Origin of the sequence: Xanthomonas sp. F10, from assembly GCF_014206815.1 — a bacterium.
GTDB classification, from domain to species: domain Bacteria; phylum Pseudomonadota; class Gammaproteobacteria; order Xanthomonadales; family Xanthomonadaceae; genus Xanthomonas_A; species Xanthomonas_A indica.
The window spans coordinates 2,264,215-2,286,999 of record NZ_JACHNP010000001.1 but is presented as its reverse complement, the minus strand read 5'-3'; the positions used below and the strand labels follow the sequence as shown (position 1 = coordinate 2,286,999).

Annotated in this window: 19 protein-coding genes and 1 pseudogene; 14 read left to right on the top strand and 6 right to left on the bottom strand. The window is 70.6% G+C overall.

Features of this window, described 5'->3' with window-relative positions; translation table 11 throughout:
• Window positions 1–79 precede the first annotated feature (79 nt).
• The 5 genes and pseudogenes from lepB to recO form a co-directional block, all read left to right on the top strand.
• Window positions 80–880 carry a signal peptidase I gene (gene lepB, locus FHR56_RS09995; protein WP_160948335.1) on the top strand — a complete coding sequence of 267 codons (801 nt, stop codon included), beginning with the start codon at window positions 80–82 and terminating at the stop codon, window positions 878–880.
• A 20-nt stretch (window positions 881–900) separates the two neighbouring features.
• The gene (locus FHR56_RS09990) at window positions 901–1,278 is read left to right on the top strand and encodes a DUF4845 domain-containing protein (RefSeq protein WP_160948336.1); all 378 of its coding nucleotides are present in this window, start codon (window positions 901–903) and stop codon (window positions 1,276–1,278) included.
• Window positions 1,268–1,948: a ribonuclease III gene (rnc, locus tag FHR56_RS09985; RefSeq protein ID WP_160948337.1), complete on the top strand. Its 681-nt coding sequence runs from the start codon at window positions 1,268–1,270 to the stop codon at window positions 1,946–1,948. The genes FHR56_RS09990 and rnc overlap by 11 nt, the downstream gene beginning before the upstream one ends.
• Window positions 1,945–2,850: a GTPase Era gene (gene era / locus FHR56_RS09980; RefSeq protein ID WP_010340598.1), complete on the top strand. Its 906-nt coding sequence runs from the start codon at window positions 1,945–1,947 to the stop codon at window positions 2,848–2,850. Before rnc ends, era begins: the two co-directional genes overlap by 4 nt.
• Window positions 2,851–3,070: 220 nt before the next feature.
• Window positions 3,071–3,796, top strand: a pseudogene (recO, locus tag FHR56_RS09975) (DNA repair protein RecO); the annotation flags it as partial.
• A gap of 506 nt (window positions 3,797–4,302) precedes the next feature.
• On the opposite strand, the gene FHR56_RS09970 reads toward recO, so the two are convergent.
• Entirely contained in the window at window positions 4,303–6,447 is a 2,145-nt protein-coding gene (locus FHR56_RS09970) for a TonB-dependent siderophore receptor (RefSeq protein WP_160948339.1), read from the bottom strand.
• 307 nt (window positions 6,448–6,754) lie between these two features.
• Window positions 6,755–7,465: a response regulator gene (locus FHR56_RS09965; protein WP_160948340.1), complete on the bottom strand. Its 711-nt coding sequence runs from the start codon at window positions 7,463–7,465 to the stop codon at window positions 6,755–6,757.
• 150 nt (window positions 7,466–7,615) lie between these two features.
• Here FHR56_RS09965 and rlmD point away from each other — a divergent pair, with 150 nt between their 5' ends.
• From rlmD to FHR56_RS09925, 8 genes are all read left to right on the top strand, one after another.
• Window positions 7,616–8,944, top strand: coding sequence for a 23S rRNA (uracil(1939)-C(5))-methyltransferase RlmD (gene rlmD / locus FHR56_RS09960; RefSeq protein ID WP_160948341.1), 1,329 nt, complete (start codon window positions 7,616–7,618; stop codon window positions 8,942–8,944).
• Window positions 8,945–9,032: 88 nt separating this feature from the next.
• A complete protein-coding gene (locus FHR56_RS09955; RefSeq protein WP_160948342.1) occupies window positions 9,033–9,557 on the top strand; it encodes a CYTH domain-containing protein in 525 nt (174 codons plus the stop codon).
• 117 nt (window positions 9,558–9,674) lie between these two features.
• Window positions 9,675–10,349, top strand: coding sequence for a DsbA family oxidoreductase (locus tag FHR56_RS09950; RefSeq protein ID WP_160948343.1), 675 nt, complete (start codon window positions 9,675–9,677; stop codon window positions 10,347–10,349).
• 342 nt (window positions 10,350–10,691) lie between these two features.
• Window positions 10,692–11,699, top strand: coding sequence for a beta-N-acetylhexosaminidase (nagZ, locus tag FHR56_RS09945; RefSeq protein WP_160948344.1), 1,008 nt, complete (start codon window positions 10,692–10,694; stop codon window positions 11,697–11,699).
• Window positions 11,699–12,253, top strand: coding sequence for a hypoxanthine-guanine phosphoribosyltransferase (locus FHR56_RS09940; RefSeq protein ID WP_160948345.1), 555 nt, complete (start codon window positions 11,699–11,701; stop codon window positions 12,251–12,253). Before nagZ ends, FHR56_RS09940 begins: the two co-directional genes overlap by 1 nt.
• 86 nt (window positions 12,254–12,339) lie before the next feature.
• Entirely contained in the window at window positions 12,340–13,092 is a 753-nt protein-coding gene (locus tag FHR56_RS09935; protein WP_184502614.1) for an S-methyl-5'-thioinosine phosphorylase, read from the top strand.
• Between the two features lie 88 nt (window positions 13,093–13,180).
• A complete protein-coding gene (locus FHR56_RS09930; protein ID WP_003488188.1) occupies window positions 13,181–13,387 on the top strand; it encodes a cold-shock protein in 207 nt (68 codons plus the stop codon).
• Between the two features lie 98 nt (window positions 13,388–13,485).
• The gene (locus FHR56_RS09925) at window positions 13,486–14,736 is read left to right on the top strand and encodes an NAD(P)/FAD-dependent oxidoreductase (protein ID WP_184502484.1); all 1,251 of its coding nucleotides are present in this window, start codon (window positions 13,486–13,488) and stop codon (window positions 14,734–14,736) included.
• A gap of 344 nt (window positions 14,737–15,080) precedes the next feature.
• On the opposite strand, the gene pdeM is transcribed toward FHR56_RS09925, so the two are convergent.
• Genes pdeM through FHR56_RS09905 form a run of 4 tightly spaced genes read right to left on the bottom strand, consistent with a single transcriptional unit; the run spans window position 15,081 to window position 20,857 of the window.
• Window positions 15,081–15,731 (bottom strand): ligase-associated DNA damage response endonuclease PdeM, encoded by a 651-nt coding sequence (gene pdeM, locus FHR56_RS09920; protein ID WP_160948347.1) that lies wholly within the window; start codon window positions 15,729–15,731, stop codon window positions 15,081–15,083.
• The gene (locus FHR56_RS09915; RefSeq protein ID WP_160948348.1) at window positions 15,721–18,267 is read right to left on the bottom strand and encodes a ligase-associated DNA damage response DEXH box helicase; all 2,547 of its coding nucleotides are present in this window, start codon (window positions 18,265–18,267) and stop codon (window positions 15,721–15,723) included. Before FHR56_RS09915 ends, pdeM begins: the two co-directional genes overlap by 11 nt.
• On the bottom strand, window positions 18,264–19,856 hold the full coding sequence (locus FHR56_RS09910) for an ATP-dependent DNA ligase (protein WP_160948349.1): 1,593 nt from the start codon (window positions 19,854–19,856) through the stop codon (window positions 18,264–18,266). The genes FHR56_RS09915 and FHR56_RS09910 overlap by 4 nt, the downstream gene beginning before the upstream one ends.
• Window positions 19,853–20,857, bottom strand: a complete 1,005-nt coding sequence (locus FHR56_RS09905; protein ID WP_160948350.1) for a ligase-associated DNA damage response exonuclease — start codon at window positions 20,855–20,857, stop codon at window positions 19,853–19,855. Before FHR56_RS09905 ends, FHR56_RS09910 begins: the two co-directional genes overlap by 4 nt.
• A gap of 111 nt (window positions 20,858–20,968) precedes the next feature.
• Here FHR56_RS09905 and FHR56_RS09900 point away from each other — a divergent pair, with 111 nt between their 5' ends.
• Window positions 20,969–22,609: an acyl-CoA dehydrogenase family protein gene (locus FHR56_RS09900; RefSeq protein WP_160948351.1), complete on the top strand. Its 1,641-nt coding sequence runs from the start codon at window positions 20,969–20,971 to the stop codon at window positions 22,607–22,609.
• Window positions 22,610–22,785: the final 176 nt, after the last annotated feature.

Below are 22,785 nucleotides of genomic sequence, written 5' to 3'. Positions count from 1 at the left end.
AAGGCGGGTGCGCCTGCCGCCGTCCCGTTCTTGCGAATCCCATATCCCCAATCCCAAATCCCGTTCCGAAGGAACCCGAATGAAATGGTTTGAAATCGCGCTGGTGGTCCTGACCTTCGCCACCGGCATCATCACCCTGTTGGACAAGCTGTTCTTCGCCAAGCGCCGTGCCGCGCGGGCCGGGTTGCTGGACGCCGAGCCGGTGCTGGTGGACTACTCGCGGGCGTTCTTCCCGGTGCTGGCGGTGGTGCTGATCCTGCGCAGCTTCATCGCCGAGCCGTACAAGATCCCGTCCAGCTCGATGATGCCGAACCTGCTGGTCGGCGATTTCATCCTGGTCAATAAGTTCTCCTACGGCTTCCGCCTGCCGATCACCAACCAGAAGATCATTCCGGTCGGCGAGCCCAAGCGTGGCGACGTGGTGGTGTTCAAGCCGCCGCACAAGCCGGACGAGAACTGGATCAAGCGCGTGATCGGCCTGCCGGGCGACCGCATCGGCTTCCACGGCGACACCCTGTACATCAACGGCACGCCGATGAAGTACAAGGTGATGGGCGAGTACGTCGGCAAGGGCAAGGGCGCGGAGATGACCGGCGCGACCCTGCTCACCGAGTACCTGCCGGGCCGCACCCACACCGAACTGGAATGGATCGACCGCAACAATCCGGCCGGCCAGGGCGACTGGGTGGTGCCGCCGGGCAAGTACTTCGTGATGGGCGATAATCGCGACAACAGCGAGGACAGCCGGTTCTGGACCCAGACCCACTTCCTGCCCGAGGAGAACCTGCGCGGCAAGGCGTTCCTGATCTGGCTCAATTGCGAAGGGTGGTTCTGCAGCGGCAGTTTCGATCCGTCGCGGATCGGAACGTCCATTCAGTGACTTGCGTGAGGGGAAGCGCGATGAAGCACAAGCAAAGTGGCATGACCTTGACCTCGTTCGTGATCGTGCTGGCGGTGGTCGGATTCTTCGTCTACATCGGCATGAAGCTGTTCCCGATGTACATGGAGTTCTATGCCGTGCGTTCGGCGATGAAGGGCCTGGCGACGGAAGCCGGCAGCGCCGAGATGGACCCGTCGCAGGCCAAGGCCTCGCTGTTCCGGCGGCTGGACATCAACAACTCGGACAACGTGAAGCCCAGCGACGTCACCTTCGAGCGCACCGATACGGGGGTGAAGATGCACGTGGCCTACGAAGTGCGCCGCCCGCTGATCGCCAATCTGGACGTGGTCGGCAAGTTCGACGCCACCCAGGACCTGACGACGCGTGGTGGCCAGTAAGACCATCCTGCGCGGTGACCGCATCGGTCACCGCTTCGCCGAGCCGCAGTTGCTGGCGCAGGCGCTGACCCATCGCAGCGCCGGCGCGCCGCACAACGAACGCCTGGAGTTCCTCGGCGACGGCATCGTCAACCTGCTGATCGCCGAGGCGCTGTACCAGCGCTGGCCCAAGGCCGACGAAGGCGCGCTGACCCGCGCCCGCGCCGAGCTGGTGCGCGAGGCTTCGCTGGCCGCGATCGGCCGGCAGCTGGAGCTGGGCGAACGCCTGACCCTGGGGCCGGGCGAGATGAAATCCGGCGGCCATCGCCGCGACTCGATCCTGGCCGATGCGGTGGAGGCCGTGGTCGCGGCGATCTACCTGGATGCCGGCTTCGAGACCTGCCGCGCCACGATCCTGCCCTGGTTCGAGGCTGCGCTGGCGGCGCTGCCGGTCGGCAAGGTGGAGAAGGACGCCAAGACCCGCCTGCAGGAATGGCTGCAGGCCCGGCAGCGCAGCCTGCCGGCCTACGAACTGATCAGCGAGACCGGCGACGACCACGCCAAACTATTCCGGGTACGCTGCGTACTCGCCGAGCCCGCCCTGGTGACCGAGGGCGAGGGCACCTCGCGGCGCCTGGCCGAGCAGCAGGCCGCCGCCGCCGCCATCGAGCAACTGGATTCGAGCAAGTGAACGAGCAAGCCACCCCCCCTTACCGCAGCGGCAGCGTGGCCGTGATCGGCCGCCCCAACGTGGGCAAGTCCACCCTGACCAACGCCCTGGTGGGCGCCAAGGTCAGCATCGTCTCCAACCGGCCGCAGACCACCCGGCACCGGCTGCTGGGCATCGCCAGCTTCCCGGCCGGCCAGCTGCTGCTGGTCGATACCCCGGGCCTGCACCGCGAGCAGAAGCGCGCCATGAACCGGGTGATGAACCGCGCCGCGCGCGGCTCGCTGGAAGGCGTGGACGCCGGCCTGCTGGTGATCGAGGCCGGGCGTTGGGACGAAGAGGACACGCTGGCGTTCAACGTGCTCAGCGACGCCGGCATCCCGGTGGTGCTGGTGGTCAACAAGGTCGACCGGCTCAAGGACAAGACCGCGCTGCTGCCGTTCCTGCAGCAGGTCAGCGAGGGCCGTAGCTTCGCCGCGGTGCACCCGATCTCCGCGCTCAAGCGCAAGGGCCTGGAGGCGCTGGTGCGCGACCTGCTGGCCTTGGTGCCGGAAGCGCCGCCGATGTTCGGCGAGGACGAGATCACCGACCGCAGCCAGCGCTTCCTGGCCGGCGAACTGGTGCGCGAGCAGTTGATGCGCCAGCTCGGCGAGGAGCTGCCGTACGCGACCACCGTGGAGATCGAGCGCTTCGCCGAGGACGGCGCGCTGCTGCGCATCGGCGCAGTGATCTGGGTCGAGCGCGAAGGCCAGAAGGCGATCGTGATCGGCAAGGGCGGCACCCGCCTGAAGGACATCGGCGCCAAGGCCCGCCAGCAGATGGAGCGCCTGTTCGGCGCCAAGGTGTTCCTGGAGACCTGGGTGCGCGTGCGCGAAGGCTGGTCCGACGACGAGGCGGCGCTGAAGGCGTTCGGGTACGGGGAATAAGGCTGGGAAGCCGGGATTCGGGGTTCGGGATGTTGTAGGAGCGGCTTCAGCCGCGACAGGCTGTCCCGGTAACGCCCGTCGCGGCTGAAGCCGCTCCTACAAGGCGTGGCCATTTCATTGCTTGCCTCGTTCAATTCGCTACAGCACCGCTTCCTGCTTCCTGCTTCCCACGCACGCGCTCCGTCCCCTGACCGCCGCTCCTGCGATTCCCCACTCCCGAATCCCCGCCTTGATCGAGCACGAACCCGGTTTCGTCCTGCATGCGCGGCCCTGGCGCGAGACCAGCCTGCTGGTGGAGGTGCTGAGCGTGCACCACGGCCGGCTCGGCGTGCTGGCGCGCGGCGTGCAGGGGCCGAAAAAGCAGGCCTTGCGCGCGGCGCTGCAGCCGCTGCAGTCGATCCGCTTCAGCGCACAGCGCCGCGGCGAACTGGCGCAACTGCGCGCGGCCGAGGCCGTGGACACGGCACCGCGGCTCAGCGGCGAGGCGATGCTGGCCGGCTTCTACATCAACGAACTGACCCTGCGCCTGGCGCCGCGCGACGACCCGGCGCCGGATCTGTACCTGGCCTACGCGCGGGTGCGGGCGCGGCTGGCGGCCGAGGCGCCGCTGGCCTGGTCGCTGCGCTGCTTCGAGCGCGACCTGCTGGAGGCGCTGGGCGTGGGCTTCGACCTGCGCCACGACGGCGACGGCGAGCCGATCGACCCTGCCGCGCGCTACGTGCTGGACGCCGAGCACGGACCGCGCCGGCTGTTGAGCGACCGCGGCCACGACCAGCGCAGCGGCATGGCCACCGGGCGCGCCCTGCTGGCCCTGGCCGACGACGCCGAACCGGTTGCCGAGGATCTGCCCGGCCTGCGCCGTGGCATGCGCGTGGTGCTGCTGCACCACCTCGGCGGGCGCGGACTGAAGTCCTGGGAAATGGTCGAGGACCTGGCGCGGCAGCGCAGCGCCAGCGCCGCGGGCATCGCGCCGGCGGCGGCCGATCCGGAGCTGCCGCAGGACGATCCGCTCCGAGCGGATGCACCCGGCGTCGCCGCAATGCCTGAGTCGGCACCGCGCGTGGCGACGCCGGCGTCGGACGCCGAGCTGGATGCGCAGCGCGATGCGACGCCTGCATCCACGCCGGAAGCGCCGCCTCGGTCGCCGCCGTCCAATGCATCGTGAACGCGCCTGATCGGCAGCGCGCGTGCTCGGCAAGCGGATACCCGAGTGACCTGCGTTCGTCACAGCGCAAGCGGATGCAGGTTGCTCCGTAGGAGCGGCTCTTGTCCCCTTTTGCGGGATCAGCCGCGATGGGCTTTCTTGGTCATGCCCGTCGCAGCTGATCCGGTAAAAAAGACAAGAGCCGTTGCGATAGCCGCTTCCGTCGCGATCGGAGGCGCTAACGCGCCGGGGCCGCGCTACCGTCGACCGTCGCCGCCGCGTGCGGCGACGACAGCGGCAGGCAGCACTCAGCGCCAGTCGATCCGCAGGCTCAGCGCGGCATTGCGTGCCTCGCCCAGCGTGTGCTGGTTCCAGTAGGTGCGATCGAACAGGTTGTTGACGTTGCCGGTCCACAGCGCGGCGTAGCCACCCAGCGTGGTGGCGTACTGGAAGCCGGCCGCGGCGACGGTGTGCCCGGGGATGAGGATGCGGTTCTGGTCCTCGTAGTAGGCATCGCCGGAGTAGCGCACGTTGCCGTGCAGGCTGAGGCCACGCACGCCCGGTACGCGCCAGGTGGCATTGGCCAGCAGTTGCCGGCGTGCGGCGCCGGCGGGGCGGTTGCCGCGCAAGGCCGCGTTGTCCGGCGACAGATCCTTCAGCCGCGGGTCCATCCACAGTCCGCCGACGCCCAGTTCGAGGTCGTCGGTCAGGCCGACGCTGCCGATCACTTCCAGCCCGCGATACAGGGTCAGGCCGTCCTGGGTCAGATAGCGCAGGCCGTCGCGGTAGGCGTCGATCTGCGCGCCGCGCTCGATGCGGAACGCGGCGGTGGTCAGGGCGAAGCGCCCGCTCTGTAGCTTGGCGCCGAGCTCGTACTGCTTGCTCACCGTCGGCTGCAGCACGCTGCCGGCGTTGGCGTAGGCGGGCACCGCATCGGCGCCGACGCGGCTGCCCGGCTCCAGTGCCTCGACGTAGCTGGCGTAGAGCGACACGTCGTCGATGGGCTTGTAGATCAGCGCCACGGTCGGGGTCGTCACCGAGGTGCGGTAACCGCTGTCCACCGTCGCGTCGCCATCCAGGTCGCGCTGCTGATACTCCACGTGGCGCGCGCCGAGGATGGCGCGCCAGTGGTCGCCGAGCTGCATGGTGTCGCTGACGAACACCGCCTTCTGGCGCAGGTCCGCGCTGACCGGCGCCAGGCTGTAGTCCGGGCGCCGGGTCGGGCGGAAGGACTGCTGGCGATACAGGTTGCCGTCGAAGTCGTGGCTCCAGTAGAACGCCTTGCTCCACTGGTCCCAGCTGCGCTGCACCGAGGTGCCGAACACCAGTTCGTGCGCCACCGGGCCGGTGTCGATGCGGCCGTTGACCAGCAGTTGCACCACGCTGTTGCGCAGCACCGCACCGAAGTCATAGGCGAAACCGGCGTAGTCGCCCGCTTCGTTGAGCAGATTGGCGAACATCTTGTGCGACTCGTGCCGGCGTCGGCTGCCGCCCACGCTCAGCGACGCGCTCCAGCGTTCGTCGATGCGCCAGTTCAGGCCGGTGGTCGCGTGCAGCAGGGCGGTCCTGTAATAGGCGCCGTCGACGCGGATCTTGGCGTAGTCGTTGGTCGGTCGCGGCAGGTGCGCGCCGTCGTAGCTGTCCCAGTAGAAGTACAGCGGTTCGTGCTCGAGCGTGTTGCGCTCGTGCACCACTTCCGCATGCCAGGTCAGGCTCTCGGCGATCGGTTGCTCGACCGCCAGCGCCAGCGTCTTCCGGTCGATGCCGGCGCCGTTGTAGGCATCGCCGCGTTCGATGCCGCCGTTGAGACGGTATCCGAAGGAGTCCGGCCCGTTGGCGCGCCCGCCGGCGTCGAGCTGGGCCGAGAACGCGCTGTCGTTGCGATAGCCGAAGGTGGTGGCCAGCAGCGCGGTGTCGGTGGGGCGCTTGGTCTGGTAGCTGACGATGCCGCCGGGCGTGCCGAAGCCATACATGAAGCCGCCCAGGCCCTTCAGTGCCTGCACCGATTGCACCGCTTCCAGCGGGAACTCGCCGCCCCATTCCATCAGCATCGGCACGCCGTCGACATAGAAATTGCGCACCTCGATGCCGCGGATCTGCGTGCCCCACCAGTTGGTGCTGGCCGGCGGCTCGGCGGCGAACACCGACGGATCGTTGATGAAGATCTGCCCCAGCGTGGTGGCCTGGCGCCGCGCGATCTCGGGTTCTTCGACCAGCGCCACAGAGAACGGCGTGTCCAGCAGGCGAGACGTCCCCAGCGCGCCGACCGCCGCGTCCTGCTGCAGGTCCAGGCTGAGCCGCTGGCCCTTGACCATGACCGTGTCCAGTTGCGTGGCATCGGCCGGTGGCTGGGCATCGCGGGTGTCGTCGTCGGTGGCGGCGTCCTGGGCGTTGGCCGAGGTGGACGCGGCGGCCACGAGGGCGGCCAGCAAGGCGCGGGCTAGCAGGCCCATCGCCGGCGCTTGCCGGTGGAGTGAAGTCTGAAACATGCGATGCCCCTGTTGCCGTAATGACCGGACGGGGCGATGGCTGGTCCGAAGATGTCGTCGGGGCGTTAATTTAGTTGATAAAGAATCTCATTTGCAACTTGGCCGTCACGAGCACCAGTGCAGTACGGGATCCGTGACGGGAGGTGGGGGACGAGAGTGGCCCAGGCCAGGATCGCGAGGCAGCGTCCGGCGCGCCGGTCGCGGCCGACGCCGCGTCTACGCCGCCTCGCGCAGAAGATCTAGCGCCATCCCCAATCCCCAATCCCAGCCGTCAGTGCAACAACGCCGCCACCGCCTCGCTGAATTGGTGGCGGGCCTGCGAGGAGGCCGGGTCGCCGTGCAACTGGCGCACGGCGCGCGCCAGGCGGGCGGCGCCGACGAAGCCGCAGCTGGCCTGCAATCGGTGCAGGTGGCTGCGTACGGCCTGGTCGTCGCTGAGTTGCAGGGCCGAAGCGACCGCGTCGCGGGTGCCGGGCAGTTCGGCCAGGAACAATTCGCGCAGGGCGATCAGGTGCGCGCGCTCGCCATTGAGTGCAGCCAATGCGGTGGTTTCGTCCCAGTCCAGGGTCGGCTCGGCGGTACCAGGTGCGCCGCCGAGGCGGCCGCGCGCCAGTAGCCTGCGTACCGACTGCAGCAGTCGCTCGGTGCTGAGGGGCTTGAGCAGGACGTCGGCGAACCCGGCGTCGAGCAACTGGGCACGGACCGCGGCGCTGGCGTCGGCGGTATGCGCCAGCCCCAGGGTGCCGGGACGTTGCCGCTGCAACTGGCGCAGCAGGTCGCTGCCGCTGCCGTCGGGCAGGTTGGCGTCGATCAGCCACAGGTCGTGCGCCTGCGTCTGCGCGCGGGCGAGGGCGCTGGCGACGGAGTCGGCCAGGTCCACGTGTGCTGGTAACGCCTGCAGGGTCGCGTCGAAGAAGGCGCGGCTGATCGGGTCGTCTTCGACGAGCAGCAGTCGCGTTACCGGGTCCTGGGTCGATGCCATGCTGAGCCTCCATGCGGCGTGGTCGCATCCCGCGCGGCGGCGCGCGTGCGTCGCGCCACTTTGCCTCGCCGGCGCGGCAATCGCAAGCCGGTCCCGGCCCGGTCCATCTGCGACAATGGCCGCCCTTTTCCGCCCGCAGCCTGTTGCCACGTGGCCCGATCCAGAAACCGTCTCGACCGCACGCCCTTCCAGACCGACATCGCCGACCTCAGCCACGATGGCCGCGGCGTGGCCCGCCGCGAGGGCGACAAGGTCGCCTTCGTCGCCGGCGCGCTGCCTGGCGAGACCGTCCTGGCCGAACCCACCGCGCGCAACCGCCACTTCGACGAGGCGCGCACCGTGCAGGTGCTGCAGGCCTCGCCGCAGCGGGTGACGCCGCGCTGCCCGCATTTCGGGGTCTGCGCCGGCTGCGTGCTGCAGCACCTGGCCGAGGATCAGCAGATCGTCGCCAAGCAGCGGGTGCTGACCGAGAACCTGGAGCGCATCGGCCACGTGACCCCGCAAGCGGTGCTGCCGGCGCTGACCGGCGCGCCCTGGGGCTACCGGCGCAAGGGCCGTTTCTCGGTGCGGCGGGTGGAGAAGAAGGACAAGACCCTGGTCGGCTTCCGCGAGCAGGACCCGCGCTTCGTCGCCGACCTGTCGGTCTGTCATACGGTGATCCCGCAGATCGGCTTCAAGGTGACCGCGCTGGCGGAGCTGGTCGAAAGCCTGGACGGCAAGCGCGACATCCCGCAGATCGAGTTCATCGCCGGCGACGCCGCGGTGGCGTTGACCTTCCGCCACATGCAGCCGCTGAGCGCGCGCGACCAGGACGCGTTGATCGCCTTCGCCCAGGAACACGATTTCGCCATCTTCCTGCAGCCCGGCGGCGTGGACAGCGTGCATCCGCTGTATCCGCAGGAGGTGCCGCTGTCGTTCCGGTTGCCGCAGTGGGACGTGGAACTGGCGTTCCGGCCGCTGGACTTCATCCAGGTCAATGCCGCGCTCAACGAGAAGATGATCGCGCACGCGCTGGCGCTGCTCGACGCGCAGCCTGGCGACCGGGTGCTGGACCTGTTCTGCGGCCTGGGCAACTTCACCCTGCCGCTGGCGCGCACCGTGCGCGAGGTGGTCGGCGTGGAAGGCGACGCCGGGTTGGTGGCGCGTGCGCGGGAAAACGCGCAGCGCAACGGCCTGGACAACGCCCAGTTCTTCGCCGCCGACCTGACCCAGGACCAGCGCCAGGCGCCGTGGATGCGCCAGGGCTTCGACAAGCTGCTGCTGGACCCGCCGCGCTCCGGCGCGCTGGAGGTGCTGCAGCAACTGCCGCTGAAGCAGTTCCAGCGCATCGTCTACGTCAGTTGCCATCCCGGCTCGCTGGCGCGCGACGCCGGCTACCTGGTCAACGACCAGGGTTTCGTGCTCAAGGCCGCCGGCGCGATGGACATGTTCCCGCATACCGCGCATGTGGAGAGCATTGCGGTGTTTGAAAAGCCGTGATTCGGGATTGGTGATTGGGGATTCGCAACGGCGTGTCGGCGCGCTGGCTTATGCTTTCACCAATCCCGAAGCCCTACTCCCCAATCCCATGCCTCTAGAAATCGAACGCAAATTCCTGGTGACCGGCGACGGTTGGCGTGCGGCGGCGCATGCGGTGATGCCGATGGCGCAGGGCTATCTCAACGACCAGGCGGCGCTGGCCAGCGGGGCGCAGAAGGCGTCGGTGCGGGTGCGGGTGCAGGGCGAGGCCGCGTTTCTCAACCTCAAGTCGCGCGAGCTCGGGCATACCCGCCAGGAGTTCGAGTATCCGATTCCGCTGGACGATGCGCGCGCGCTGCTGGCGCTGTGCGTGGGCGGGCTGATCGACAAGCGCCGGCATCTCGTGCAGCACCAGGGCCACCTCTGGGAAGTGGACGAGTTCCTCGGCGACAACGCCGGGCTGGTGGTCGCCGAGATCGAGCTGGACAGCGCCGACGAAGCGTTCGCCAGGCCGGACTGGCTCGGCGCCGAAGTCACCGACGATCCGCGGTACTACAACGTGGCGCTGGCAAGCCGTCCATTCCGCGAATGGACGGGATTGGGGAGTGGGGATTCGGGATTGGCAAACGCGTAAAGCCAAGCGCCGCATGCGGCCCGCTTTTGCGAATCCCCAATCCCGAATCCCCGCTTCTCGCGGCAATCGGGCTTATGCTTTTGCCAATCCCGAATCCCGAATCCCGAATCCCCGCTCATGCGCATCGACATCTGGTCCGACGTGGTCTGCCCCTGGTGCTGGATCGGCAAGCGCCGGTTGCAGCAAGGTCTTGCGTCGCTCGGCGCGGACGCGCCGGCGCTGGAGATCCACTGGCATCCGTATTTGCTGGATCCGGACGCCGGCGCCGAGCCGGTGCCGTTGCGCGAGGCCTATGCGGCCAAGTTCGGCGGTGCGGCGCGCACCGAGCAGATCCTGGCGCAGACCCAGGCCACTGCGCGTGCCGAAGGCCTGCCGTTCGACTTCGGCCGCGGCCAGGTGCGGGTGACCACGCTGCCGGCGCACCGGCTACTGTGGCTGGCGGCGCGCGAGGGCGACGTCGACGCGGTCGCCGAAGCGCTGTTCCATGCGCACTTCGCCGAGGGCCGCAACCTGTCCGATCCGCAGACGCTGTGCGAGGCCGGCGCCGCGGGCGGGCTGTCGGCGGCGCGGGTGCAGGCGCTGCTGGAAGGCGACGAGGGCCTGGACGAGGTGCAGGCCGAACTGCAGCAGGCGCAGGCGATGGGGATCCGCGCGGTGCCCACCTACGTTATCGATGGCCGCCAGGCGCTGCAGGGCGCGCAGCCGCCGGAGGTGTTCGCCGCCACGGTGCGCGGCCTGCTGGCCGACGCCCAGGCGGGCCGCGAGTGCGGTCCGGACGGCTGCGCAGTCTAGGAGGGCGCGCACGGCACGTCGAGCTTCGCGCCATGGGGCGCACGCGGGGCAGCGCCATATGAGGCGAAAGAAGGCAGCCCGCGATGGTGCACAGGCGTCCTGCCGGTCCTGACATCGGCTCGCCTGGGCGTCTCCCCACTGCACCGGTCCATGACTGCTGGCAGGAGGACCGCCTGCGGTGTACCGGTCATGCGGCCCGGCCGGGATTGCCCGGCGCCTCGCTGCGCACGCAGTTCATTACCGCGGCATGTCAGCCTAGGGCGCAACCTGCCGCCGACGCCGGCATCTGCGACAATGCCGGCCCACAGGCGCCTGAACCGCGCCGGCAGGAGAATCCCCCGCATGCTCGCGATCGGCGTTGCCGGTACCGAACTCACCGCGCAGGAGCGCGACTGGCTGCAGCACGATGCGGTGGCCGGCGTGGTCCTGTTCAAACGCAATTTCGCCTCGCGCGCGCAGGTGACCGAGTTGAGCGCGGCGATCCGCGCCGCCGCGCCGCGGCCGCTGCTGATCTGCGTGGACCAGGAGGGCGGCCGCGTGCAGCGCTTCCGCGAGGGCTACAGCGCGCTGCCGCCGCTGCAGGGCTTCGGCGCGCTGTACGCGCGCGATCCGGCCTCGGCGCTGCAGATGGCCGAGCAGCACGCCTGGCTGATGGCCAGCGAGATCCGCGCCAGCGGCGTCGACCTGAGCTTTGCGCCGGTGCTGGACCTGGCCCGTGGCAACCGCGCCATCGGCGACCGCGCCTTCAGCGACGACCCGCAGGTGGTCGCCGCCTTCGCCGAAGCCTATGTGCGCGGCATGCACAGCGTCGGCATGGGCGCCACCCTCAAGCATTTCCCCGGCCACGGCACCGTGCTGGAGGACACCCACGTCGACAACGCCGAAGACCCGCGTCCGCTGGAGACCCTGCGCCAGGAAGACCTGGTGCCGTTCGCCGCCGGCATCGCCGCCGGCGCCGATGCGGTGATGATGGCGCACGTGGTCTATCCGCAGGTGGCGCCGGAGCCGGCCGGCTACTCGCCGCGCTGGATCCAGCAGATCCTGCGCCAGGACCTGGGCTTCCGCGGCGTGGTGTTCTCCGACGACATCGGCATGGCCGCCTCGTTCGCCGCCGGCGGCGTCGCTGCGCGGGTCACCGCGCACCTGGACGCCGGCTGCGACGTGGTCCTGGTCTGCCACCCGGAACTGGTCGAAGATTCCTTGCAGGCGGTGCGCGACCGCCCGCTCAACACCGCCGCGCTGCTCGGCCTGATCGGCCGCGGCGGCCTCGGCTGGGACGGCCTGCTGGCCGACGCCCGCTACGGCCACACCCAATCCCATCTGCTCTCCACCTTCGGAAAAACCGCCTGATGTCCACTCTCACCATCGCCCAGGCCCTGGCCCAGGCCGACCTGCTGGTCGATCGCACGCGCATCGACCAGGCCATTGCCCACATGGCCGACGCCATCGCCGCCGATTACCGCGGCGAAACCCCGGTCTACCTGACCATCATGCATGGCGCGCTGCCGTTCGCCGGCCAGCTGGCGCTGGAGCTGGGCAGCCGTGGCCAGGACCTGCAACTGGATTACCTGCACGCCACCCGCTATCGCGGCGAGACCGTCGGCGGCGAACTGGTGTGGAAGCACCGCCCGGCCACCGCGCTGTACGGCCGCCGCGTGCTGCTGCTCGACGACATCCTCGACGAAGGCCTGACCCTGAAGGCGGTGCGCGAGTGGTGCCTGGAGCAGGGGGCCACCGACGTGCGCATCGCCGCGCTGACGGTCAAGCGCCACGACCGCTGCGTGCCCGGGGTGACCGCCGACTACATCGGTGTCGAGGTGCCCGACCGCTACGTGTTCGGTTTCGGCATGGACGTCAACGAAGCCCTGCGCAACCTGCCGGCGATCTACGCGATGAAGGAGTAAGCGGCAGGCGAGCCAGCCTCGCCGCTTCGCTGCCATCCCCCCTGCCGGCGCGTGTCGCCGGCGCAGGTGTTCTTTTTCGTTCGAGGATCCGCATGGACAACATCGCACTGGCCGTCATCGGCGGCACCGGCGTCTACAAGCTCGCACAGCTCGACGACGTGCAGACCCACGAGGTGCAGACGCGCTACGGCGCGCCCTCCGGCCCGGTGCGGGTCGGCACGCTGCTCGGTCACCGCGTGGCCTTCCTGGCCCGCCATGGCGAAGGCCATTCGCTGCCGCCGCACAAGATCAACTACCGCGCCAACCTTGCTGCGTTGCAGCAGATCGGCGCCACCCGGGTGCTGGCGCTCAACACCGTCGGCGGCATCACCGAGCGTTTTGGCCCGCGCGTGCTGGCTTGCCCGGACCAGTTGATCGACTACACCTGGGGGCGCATCTCCACGCTGTGCGAGGAGCCGGGCAGCGAGGTGCTGCACGTGGATTTCGGTCATCCGTACTCGCCGCTGCTGCGCAGCAAGATTCTGGCCGCCGCGCGCGTCACCGGCACCGCCCTGGTCGATGGCGGCTGCTACGCCGCCACCCAGGGGCCGCGCCTGGAGACGATCGCCGAGATCGCCCGGCTGCGCCGCGACGGCTGCGACCTGGTCGGCATGACCGGCATGCCCGAGGCCGGGCTGGCGCGCGAGCTGGGCCTGGACTACGCCTGCCTGGCGATCGTGGCGAACTGGGCGGCCGGCTGCGGCGACGCCGAGGAGATCACCCTGGCCGAGGTGCTGGCCAACGTGGAGGCGGCTTCGGTCGGCCTGCCGGAGCTGGTCGGGGAACTGGCGCGCGGGTGATTGTCTTCGCTGCGCAAGCTTTGCATACTCCGCCGGTGCGGCTGCCGCACAACCACCACCCATTCACTGCAAAAGGTCTCGCATCACCATGCCGAACGGTACCGTCAAGTGGTTCAACGACGCCAAGGGATTTGGTTTTATTTCTCCGGAAGACGGTAGCGCCGATGTGTTCGCGCACTTCTCCGCGATCAACTCCAAGGGCTTCCGCAGCCTGCAGGAAGGACAGCGTGTCAGCTACGACGTGACCCAGGGTCCGAAGGGCGCGCAGGCCTCGAATATCACGCCGGTCGAGTAAGCGCGCGCGTTGACTCGGTTGTGCCTTGAACCCCGCTTCGGCGGGGTTTTTTGTGGGAGACACCGCCGCCGTGGCGGCGTCCGGACGTCGTGAACGCAATGAAGCAAGGACTGCACATCGGCATCGTCGGCTACGGCACGGCGGGGCAGACGCTGGCGCTGCTGCTGGCGCGCGACGGGCACCGCGTGCAGGTGTTCGAGCGCGCGGCGCAGCCTGGGCCGGTCGGCGCCGGCTTCCTGCTGCAGCCGACCGGCCTGCAGGTGCTGTGGCGGATCGGCCTGCTCGAGCAGGCTTTGGCCTACGGTGCGCCGGTGCACCGCCTGTATGGCGAGACCCCGTGCGGGCGCGCGGTGATGGACATGCGCTACCGCGACCTGGACGCGCGCCTGTTCGGGCTGGGCCTGCAGCGCGGCGCCTTGTTCGCGCTGCTGGCGCAGGCCTGGGACGGCTACGCCACGTTGCAGCGCGATACGCACATCGTCGCCATCGACGACACGCTGCGCCGCGTGCAGGACCAGCACGGCCGCTGGCATGGACCGTTCGACCTGGTGATCGCCTGCGACGGCTCGGCCTCGGTGCTGCGCGCGCAGGTACAGGCGACCCGGCTGGATCGGGTGTATCCCTGGGGCGCGTTGTGGTGCCTGCTGCCGCGCGGCGACTGGGCCTTCGCCGACGAGCTGCGCCAGCGCTACGTGGCCGCGCGCAAGATGATCGGCCTGCTGCCGGTGGGCACGCGCCCCGGCGATCCCGAGCCGCGGGTGAGTTTCTTCTGGAGCCTGCCGACCGCCGACTTCGATGGTTGGCAGGCGCGCGGCATGCAGCCGTGGCTGGAGGAGATCGCGCAGCTGTGGCCGCAGGCGCGCGAACGCCTGGCGCAGATCGATGCGCCGGCGCAACTGGCGCGGGCCAGCTACCGCGACGCGGTGCAGCGGCACTGGTACCGCGGCCGCCTGGTCCTGGCCGGCGATGCCGCGCACGCGATGAGTCCGCAGCTGGGGCAGGGCGTCAACATGGCGCTGATGGACGCCTGGGCGCTGAGCGAGAGCCTGCGCACCGCCGCGGACATCGACGCGGCGCTGGCGCGCTACCAGGCGCAACGCCAGGCGCATGTGGCGGTGTACCAGTTCTGGAGCCGCTGGCTGACCCCGCTGTTCCAGTCCGAGCGCGATCTGGCGGCGCGGCTACGCGACCTGGGCATGCGTCCGGCCGGGCGCATGCCCGGCGGCCGCGGGCACATGCTGCGCGTGCTCAGCGGCACCCAGTACGGCTGGTTCGGCAAGCTGCCGCTGGCGCCGGAGTTTGTCGTGGCATTGCAGGAGGCAGTGGCGCGTCGTGCGTCGCTGCCGTAGGCGGCGAGGTCGCGAGCGCGGTTGGACGCGAGTTTCGGTGCTTCGTCGCGGCGGCGCGTGCAGAGCGCAACGCAGCGAGCGCGGTCCGACGGCGATGGTGCCGTGGTGTCGTAGCAGCGGCTTCAGCCGCGACCGGCTTTCCCGATAAAGCCCGGTCGCGGCTGAAGCCGCTCCTACGACAGGTGGCAGGGCATCCGCACTCGCGCAATGCATTGCGACTGCACTGTGGGAGGGGCTTCAGCCCCGACGCCTTGTGGCGGACGTGTCGGGACTGAAGGCCCTCCCACAAGCTGATGTGTCTGTTGTGGTGTCTGCTAACGATCGACCACGCAACTGCGCCCCACCTATGCCGCCGCCACCGGCAGGGCGAAGGCCGCGCCCTCCACGCAGGCCACCAGGCGCTCGCCCGGTGCCAGCACCGGGGCGACGCCGGCGGTGAAGTGCGAGAACGCCGGCAGCACGGTCATGCCGTCGCGCAGCCAGAACGCCGGCCAGCGCGGGCGCATGCCGGGCAGCTTGGCCAGCGGGTGCAGGTGTCCGCACAGCACGTGGCGCTGCGCATCCGTGACCGGATCGTGGCGCAGCACGAACGGGCCGTCCTCTACCTGCGCGCCGAGCAGGGCGATGTCCAGCCCGGCGCCGGCCAGGGCGCGGTCGTGGTTGCCGGCGATCGCCGCTACCCGCAGTTGCGGATGCTGCGCGCGCCACGCATGCCACTGCCGTTGCCAGTCGGCATCGGCTGCGGCGCCGTGCAGCACGTCGCCGAGGATCCACAGTTCCACCGCGTCCTGCGCCTGCAGCAAGGCCGAAAGCCGCGCCAGGTCCAGCGCGGTGCCGCCACGCGGCAGGCCGATGCCGGCACGGCGAAAGACGTCGGCCTTGCCCAGGTGCAGGTCGGCGATCAGCAGCCGCCGCCGCGCCGGCCAGTACAGCGCGCGGTCGCCGAGCAGGCGCATCGGCTCACCGGCCAGCAGCCAGTCCAGTTCAGCGCGCATGGCGTTGCTCCAGTTGCGCCGCCGCGCGCATCACCCGCGCCTTCCAGTCCTCGGTGCTGAGCTGGCCGCGGATGCTTTCGGCCCAGAGCGGGAACGCCAGCGGAGTGAGGCTGCGCGGACTGTGCAGTGCCAGCTCGCGCGCGGCGCAATCGTCCAGGGTCGCGGCGAGCCGGGTCAGTTCCATCTGGCCCTGCAGCACCTCGCGCTCGGCCTGCGCCAGCAGCAGGTGCTCGGGATCGAAGCGGCTCAGCACGTCGTACAGCAGGCCGCTGGAGGCCTGCAACTGGCGCAGGCTGCGCGGCAGGCGCCCGGGCAGGCTGGGCGGCAGCAGGCCGGCGACGCGGGCGATCTCGCGGAACTGGCGCCGCGCCAGTTCGCCCAGGTTGAGGCTCTCGCGCAGATCCTCGAACAACTGCGCCGGACTCAACAGCTCGCGCAGCAGCGCCGCGTCGATCGGCGCGTCCTCCGCCGGCGACAGCACGAAGCCATAGTCGTTGGCGGCGAAGCTGAAGGTATTGCGCTGCCGTCGGCCCCAGCGCAGCGCAAGCAGCGCGGCCAGGCCCTCGTGCACCTGGCGTCCGGCGAACGGATACACGAACAGATGCTGGCCGTCGCGCGCGCGAACGCGCTCGGCCAGCAGCCGCTGCGGCGCCGGCAGATCCGACAGCGCGCGCTGCAAGCCGAGCAGCGGCGCCAGCGCGCGCAGTTCCGCCTCGCCGCGCGGATCGGCGAACACCGCCTCCACCTCGCGGCCCAGTTCCGAGGACAGCGGCATGCGCCCGCCCATCCACTTCGGCACGCTGCCGTCGCCGCCCTTGGCCAGGCGCACGTAGGCGGTCATGTCCTCCAGCCGCACCAGTTCCAGCATGCGCCCGGCGAACTGGAAGCGGTCGCCGCGGCGCAGGCGGCCGACGAACTGCTCCTCCACCGCGCCGAGCCGGCCGCCGCGCAGGAAGCGCACCGCAACGCTGCCGTCGCTGGTGATGGTGCCGATCGACAGGCGATGGCGCAGGGCGATGCGGCGGTCGTGCACGCGGTACAGGCCGTCTTCGTCCCGCACCACCTTGCGGTAGTCGGGGTACTGCGCCAGCGCGCGTCCGCCCTGCACGACGAACTCCAGGACGGCCTGCCAGGTCGGCGCATCCAGCGTGGCGAAGGCGGCGGTGCCGCGCACTTCGGCGTACAACGCCTCGGCCGCGAAGCCCCCGCCCAGCGCGCAGGTGATGCAGTGTTGGGCCAGCACGTCCAGCGACAGTCGTGGCGAGGGCCGCGATTCGATGCGGCCATGGGCGATGGCGCGACGCGCCGCGGCGTACTCGACCAGTTCCAGCGCGTGCGAGGGCACGCACAGCACATGGCCGGCCTCGCCGGGGCGATGCTTGGCGCGGCCGGCGCGCTGCAGCAGCCGCGCCACGCCCTTGGGGCTGCCGACCTGCAGCACCTGGTCGACGGCGGGGAAGTCCACGCCCAGGTCCAGGCTCGAGGTCGCCACCACGCAGCGCAGGCTGCCGTCGCGCAGGCCTTGCTCGGCGGCGCTGCGCAGCGCCGGATCCAGCGAGCCGTGGTGCAGCGCCAGCGTGTGCGGCTCTTCCGGCCATACCGAGGTCAGCGCCTGGTGCCACAGCTCCGCCTGCGCGCGGGTGTTGGTGAACAGCAGGCTGGTGCGCACCGCGAAGAGTTTTTCGAGCACCCGCGGCAACTGCGCCAGGCCCAGGTGCCCGGCCCACGGGAAGCGCTCGCCGACCGCCGGCGCCAGCGTCTCCAGGGTCAGCGTGCGCGGCTTGACCCCGGCCACGATCGGTGCCTGCGGCAGGTGCGGCAGCAGCACGTCGCGTGCTTCGTCCAGGTTGCCGAGCGTGGCCGACAGGCCCCAGGTGCGCAGCGCCGGCGCCCAGCCGCGCAGCCGCGCCAGGCACAGTTGCAGCAGCACGCCGCGCTTGTTGCCGAGCAGTTCGTGCCACTCGTCGACGATCACGCAGCGCAGCGTCGCCAGTTGCGGCGCGGTGTCCGGATAGGACAGCAGCAGCGCCAGCGATTCGGGGGTGGTCACCAGCACGTCGAGCTTGCCGCTGCGCGCCAAGCGCTTGTCGCGCGCGCTGGCATCGCCGGTGCGCAGGCCGATCTGCCAGTCCAGGCCCAGCGCCTGCGCCGGTTCGCGCAACGCGCGCACGGTGTCGGCGGCGAGCGCGCGCAACGGGGTGATCCACAGCACCTTGAGGTCGCGCTGCGCCTGCCGGCGCGTGCGCGGCGGCGAGGCGGTCTTGGCAGTCGCGCTGGCGCCATTGCCACGGGCGGGCTTTTTTTTGGCGGCGGCCGCCTGCGCCGCGGCCTGCGTACGCAGGCCCTCCAGCAAGGGGCCGCCGAACGCGGCCAGGGTCTTGCCGCTGCCGGTGGGCGTGTGCAGCAGCCCGGAGCCGCCGTCCAGGTAGTGCCGCCACACCGCACGCTGGAACGGCAGCGGCTGCCAGCCCTGCTGCGCGAACCAGGCGTACAGCGGCGCATCGGCCGGGCGCCGGCGCGCCGCCGCTGCGCTCATCGCGCCAGCGCCTGCAGCGTGCTCAAGCGGTCGGCCTCGGCGAACGGCTTGTCGTGGCGCCAGCGCAGGATGCGCGGGAAGCGCACGGCGATCCCGGACTTGTGCCGGCTGCTGCGATTCACCGCCTCGAAGCCGAGTTCGAACACGTGATACGGCGTCACCGCGCGCACCGGGCCGAAGCGCTCGGTGGTATGCGCACGGATCCAGCGGTCCAGCGCCAGGATCTCGCTGTCGTCCAGGCCCGAGTAGGCCTTGGCCACCGGCACCAGTTGCTCGCCGTCCCACAGGCCGAAGGTGTAGTCGGTGTACAGCGTGCTGCGCCGGCCGTGGCCGGCCTGGGCGTACAGCAGCACCGCGTCGATGGTCAGCGGCGCCACCTTCCATTTCCACCAGTCGCCACGGCGGCGGCCGGACTGGTAAGGCGACCCCGCACGCTTGAGCATCAAGCCTTCCACGCCGCGCGTGCGCGACGCCTCGCGCAGCGTCGCCGCCTGCTCCCACGTTGCCGCCTGCACCTGTGGCGACAGCGTCAGGCGCGGGTCGGCGTGCGCTTCCAGCAAGGCCTGCAGTTGCGCGCGCCGTTGCTGCAGCGGCTGCTCGCGCAGGTCGTGGCCGTCCAGTTCCAGCAGGTCGTAGGCGAGCACGCGCGCCGGCGTGTCGGCCAGGGTCTTGGCGCCGGGCTTGCGGCGCTGGATGCGGGTCTGCAGGGCGGTGAACGGTAGTGGCGCGTCCTCGCCCTCACGCCACGCCAGCAGTTCGCCGTCGATCACCGCATCGCGCGGCAGCGTCGCCGCGGCCGCCTCGATTTCCGGGAAGCGTCCGTCCAGGCGTTCCTCGCCGCGCGACCACAGCGCCACCTCGCCGTCGCGGCGGATCAGTTGAAGGCGGATGCCGTCCCATTTCCATTCCAGCAGCCAGTCGTCGATGGCGCCAAGCGTGTCGGCCTCGGCTTCCAGCGGCGAGGCGAGGAAGAACGGGTAGGGCTGCTGGCGGTCGCTGGGCAGCACCTCGTCGGACAGCAATTGCTCCAGTGCCTGCGGCGTCGGCGACCAGGCGCCGAGCATGCGCTGGGCGATGCGGGCGATGTCGATCCCGGACATCGCCGCCAGCGCCTGCTGGACCAGCCGTTGCGACACGCCGACGCGCAGCGCGCCGGTGAGCAGCTTGTTGAACAGCAGGCGCTCGTCGAAGGCGAGGCTGCGCCAGCCGGCGACCACCGCGGCGCGGCGTGCGGCATCGTTTTGTGCGGCCACCGGCAGCAGGCGCTCCTCGATCCAGTCGCGCAGCGGCGCCGGGTCGGGGGTTTCCGCCGGATCGTCGAGCAGCAGGGTCAGGGTCTCGGCCAGATCGCCGACATGGTCGTAGCTGTCGTCCACCAGCCAGCCGGGCAGGCCGCTTTCCTGCGCGATCCACTCGCGCAGTTCGCGGGTGTTGGCGATGCGCCGCAGTTTGCCGCCGCTGAGCAGCCAGATCGCCCAGGCCGCGTCCGCGGGCGGCGCCTGCTCGAAATACGCCACCAGCGCGGCGCGCTTGTCCAGCGTCGCGGTGCTCTGGTCCAGTTGCCGGTACAGGGCGGCGAAGTGCTTCATTCCTCGCCACCGTAGTCGGTGCGGAATGCTTCGGCGGCGACGCCGCGTTCGTTGAGCGCGCGGATGATCGCGTCGGTGTTGCCGTGCGTCGCAATCACGCGACGCGCGCCGGTTTCGTCGATGGTGCGCAGCAGGTCGGGCCAGTCGGCATGGTCGGAGACCACGAAGCCGCGGTCGTAGTTGCGCCGGCGGCGGTTGCCGCGCAGCCGCATCCAGCCCGAGGCGAAGCCGAGCTGGGCGTGGCGGAAGCGACGCAGCCACGGGCTGCCGGCGGCCGACGGCGGCGCCAGCACCAACTGCCCGGCGTAGTCGGCGCGCTTGTCCAGTTCGGACACCGTCAGCGTCTCCAGCATCGCCACGCCGGCCTCGCGATACACCGCCACGCCGGCCGCCACCGCACCGTGCAGCAATGCCGGCTGGTCGTCCCACGGCTGCAGTTCGGCGAGCACGCGCTGCGCCTTGCCCAGGGCGTAGCAGAACAGCACCGCGGCCTCGCCGCGCGCACTGCACTCGCGGCGCCAGGCGACGATCTCGCGCGCCACCTCGCTGGTGTCCGGCCACCGGTACACCGGCAGGGCGAAGGTGGCCTCGCTGATGAAGGTGTCGCAGCGCACCACCTCGAACGGCGCGCAGGTCGGATCGGGCTGGCGCTTGTAGTCGCCCGACGCGACCCAGACCTCGCCATCCACTTCGATCCGCACCTGCGCCGAGCCGAGCACGTGCCCGGCCGGATGCAGCGAGACCTGGGCCCGGCCGAGCGTGAAGCGGGTGCCGTAGTCGTAGGCGCGATAGGCCTGCTCGCCCAGCCGCCAGCGCAGGATCGGCAGGCCGGCGGCGGCGCAGTGGTATTCGCCCATGCCCGAGCGCGCGTGGTCGCCGTGGCCGTGGGTGATGACCGCGCGCGGCACCGGCCGCCAGGGATCGATATGGAAGTCGCCGGCGGGGCAGTACAGCCCTTCCGGGCGCAGCACCACCAGGTCCTGGGAAGCGGCATTCGGCATGGGCGCCACTGTGTCCAAGCCGGTGTGCAGGAGATGAGAATCCGCCACGCGGGTTCGCGGCCGCGCGACGGATCGGCCACAATGCGTGCAGCGCTTCTGGGAGGGAGATGCATGCACACGGACCTGCCGGCCTACGCCACGCATACGGTCGACAACCAGCCGCCGCCGTTCGAACCACGCGATCTGTGGACCGACGACGCGGTGCTGCGCGAGGCCATCGCACGCGAGGGTGCCGACGGCTTCGCCGCGGCGCTGGCGCACTACGGTGCGCTCGCCGGCGAGACGCTGTACCGGCTCGGTTTCGATGCCAACCGCGACCGTCCGCGATTGCGCACGCACGACCGCTACGGCCATCGCATCGACACGGTCGAGTTCCATCCGGCCTATCACCAGTTGCTGGACGCGGCCAAGCGCCATGGCGTGGCCGGACTGTCCTGGCATACCCCGCAGCCGGGCGCGCATGTGGCGCGCGCTGCGCTGAGCTACCTGCACCACCAGGCCGAGGCCGGCACCAGTTGCCCGCTGACCATGACCCACGCTGCAGTGGCGGTCCTGCGCCAGGATCCGGCCTTGCGCGAGTGGGCCGACAAGGCCGCCGCGCCGCACTACGACCCGCGCGACGTGCCGATCGCCGACAAGACCGGCGTCACCCTGGGCATGGGCATGACCGAGAAGCAGGGTGGCTCGGATGTGCGCAGCAACGCCACCGTCGCCACGCCGCTGGACGGCGCCGGCGCGTACACCCTGGTCGGGCACAAGTGGTTCTTCTCCGCACCGATGTCCGACGGCTTCCTGGTGCTGGCGCAGGCGCCGGGCGGCCTGACCTGCTTCCTGCTGCCGCGGCGCCTGCCCGATGGCCGGCTCAACGCGCTGCGGCTGATGCGGCTGAAGGACAAGTTGGGCGACTGGTCCAACGCGTCCAGCGAAGTGGAGTTCGCCGGTGCCTGGGCGCAGCGCGTCGGCGAGGAAGGGCGCGGCGTTGCGCGGATCATCGGCATGGTGATGCTGACCCGGCTCGACTGCATGCTCGCCGCCGCCGCGCAGATGCGCATGGCATTGGCGCAGGCGCTGCACCACGCCCGGCATCGCATCGCCTTCGGCAGGCGTCTGGTCGAGCAACCGCTGATGCGCAACGTGCTGGCCGATCTGGCCCTGGAATCGGAAGCCGCCACCGCGTTCGCGCTGCGGGTGGCGCGCGCGGTGGACGCGGCCGATACCGATGCCGCCGAGGCTGCGTTCGCACGCATCGCCACCGCGCTGGGCAAGTACTGGCTGTGCAAGCGCGCGCCGGCCTTCGTCAACGAGGCGCAGGAATGCCTGGGCGGCGCCGGCTACGTCGAGGAGTCGATCCTGCCACGGCTGTACCGGCAGGCGCCGTTGAATTCGATCTGGGAGGGCAGCGGCAACATCCAGTGCCTGGACGTGTTGCGCGCGCTGGCGCGCGAACCGGCCACCGGCGCCGCGGTGCTGGCGGAACTGCAGACGGCGGCCGGCATCGACCCGGTCTACGACGCAGCGCTGGACGCACTGCGCGCGCCGCTGGCCGGCAACGCCGAGGTGGACGCGTTCAGCGCACGGCACCTGGCCGAACGCATCGCGCTGGTCGTGCAGGCCGCGCTGATGCTGCGCAGCGCCAGTCCGGCCGCCACCGCGTTCGTGCACAGCCGCCTGGCCGGCGCGCATGGACTGGCGTTCGGCACGCTGCAGCCGGGTGCACCGGTGGAGGAACTGCTGGCGCGCGCCTTGCCGTAGGCGCGCGGCATGGCGGCCCATCGGGCCCTCGCCAAGCGGAAAGCAGTTCCTTCTCCCTCCGCGAGAAGGTGCCCCGAAGGGGCGGATGAGGGTGCGACAGCCAGCGTAGCCAGGCAGCAAGTGCAGCACCACCGGCGGCACGCAACCGTACCCTCACCCCAACCCCTCTCCCGGTG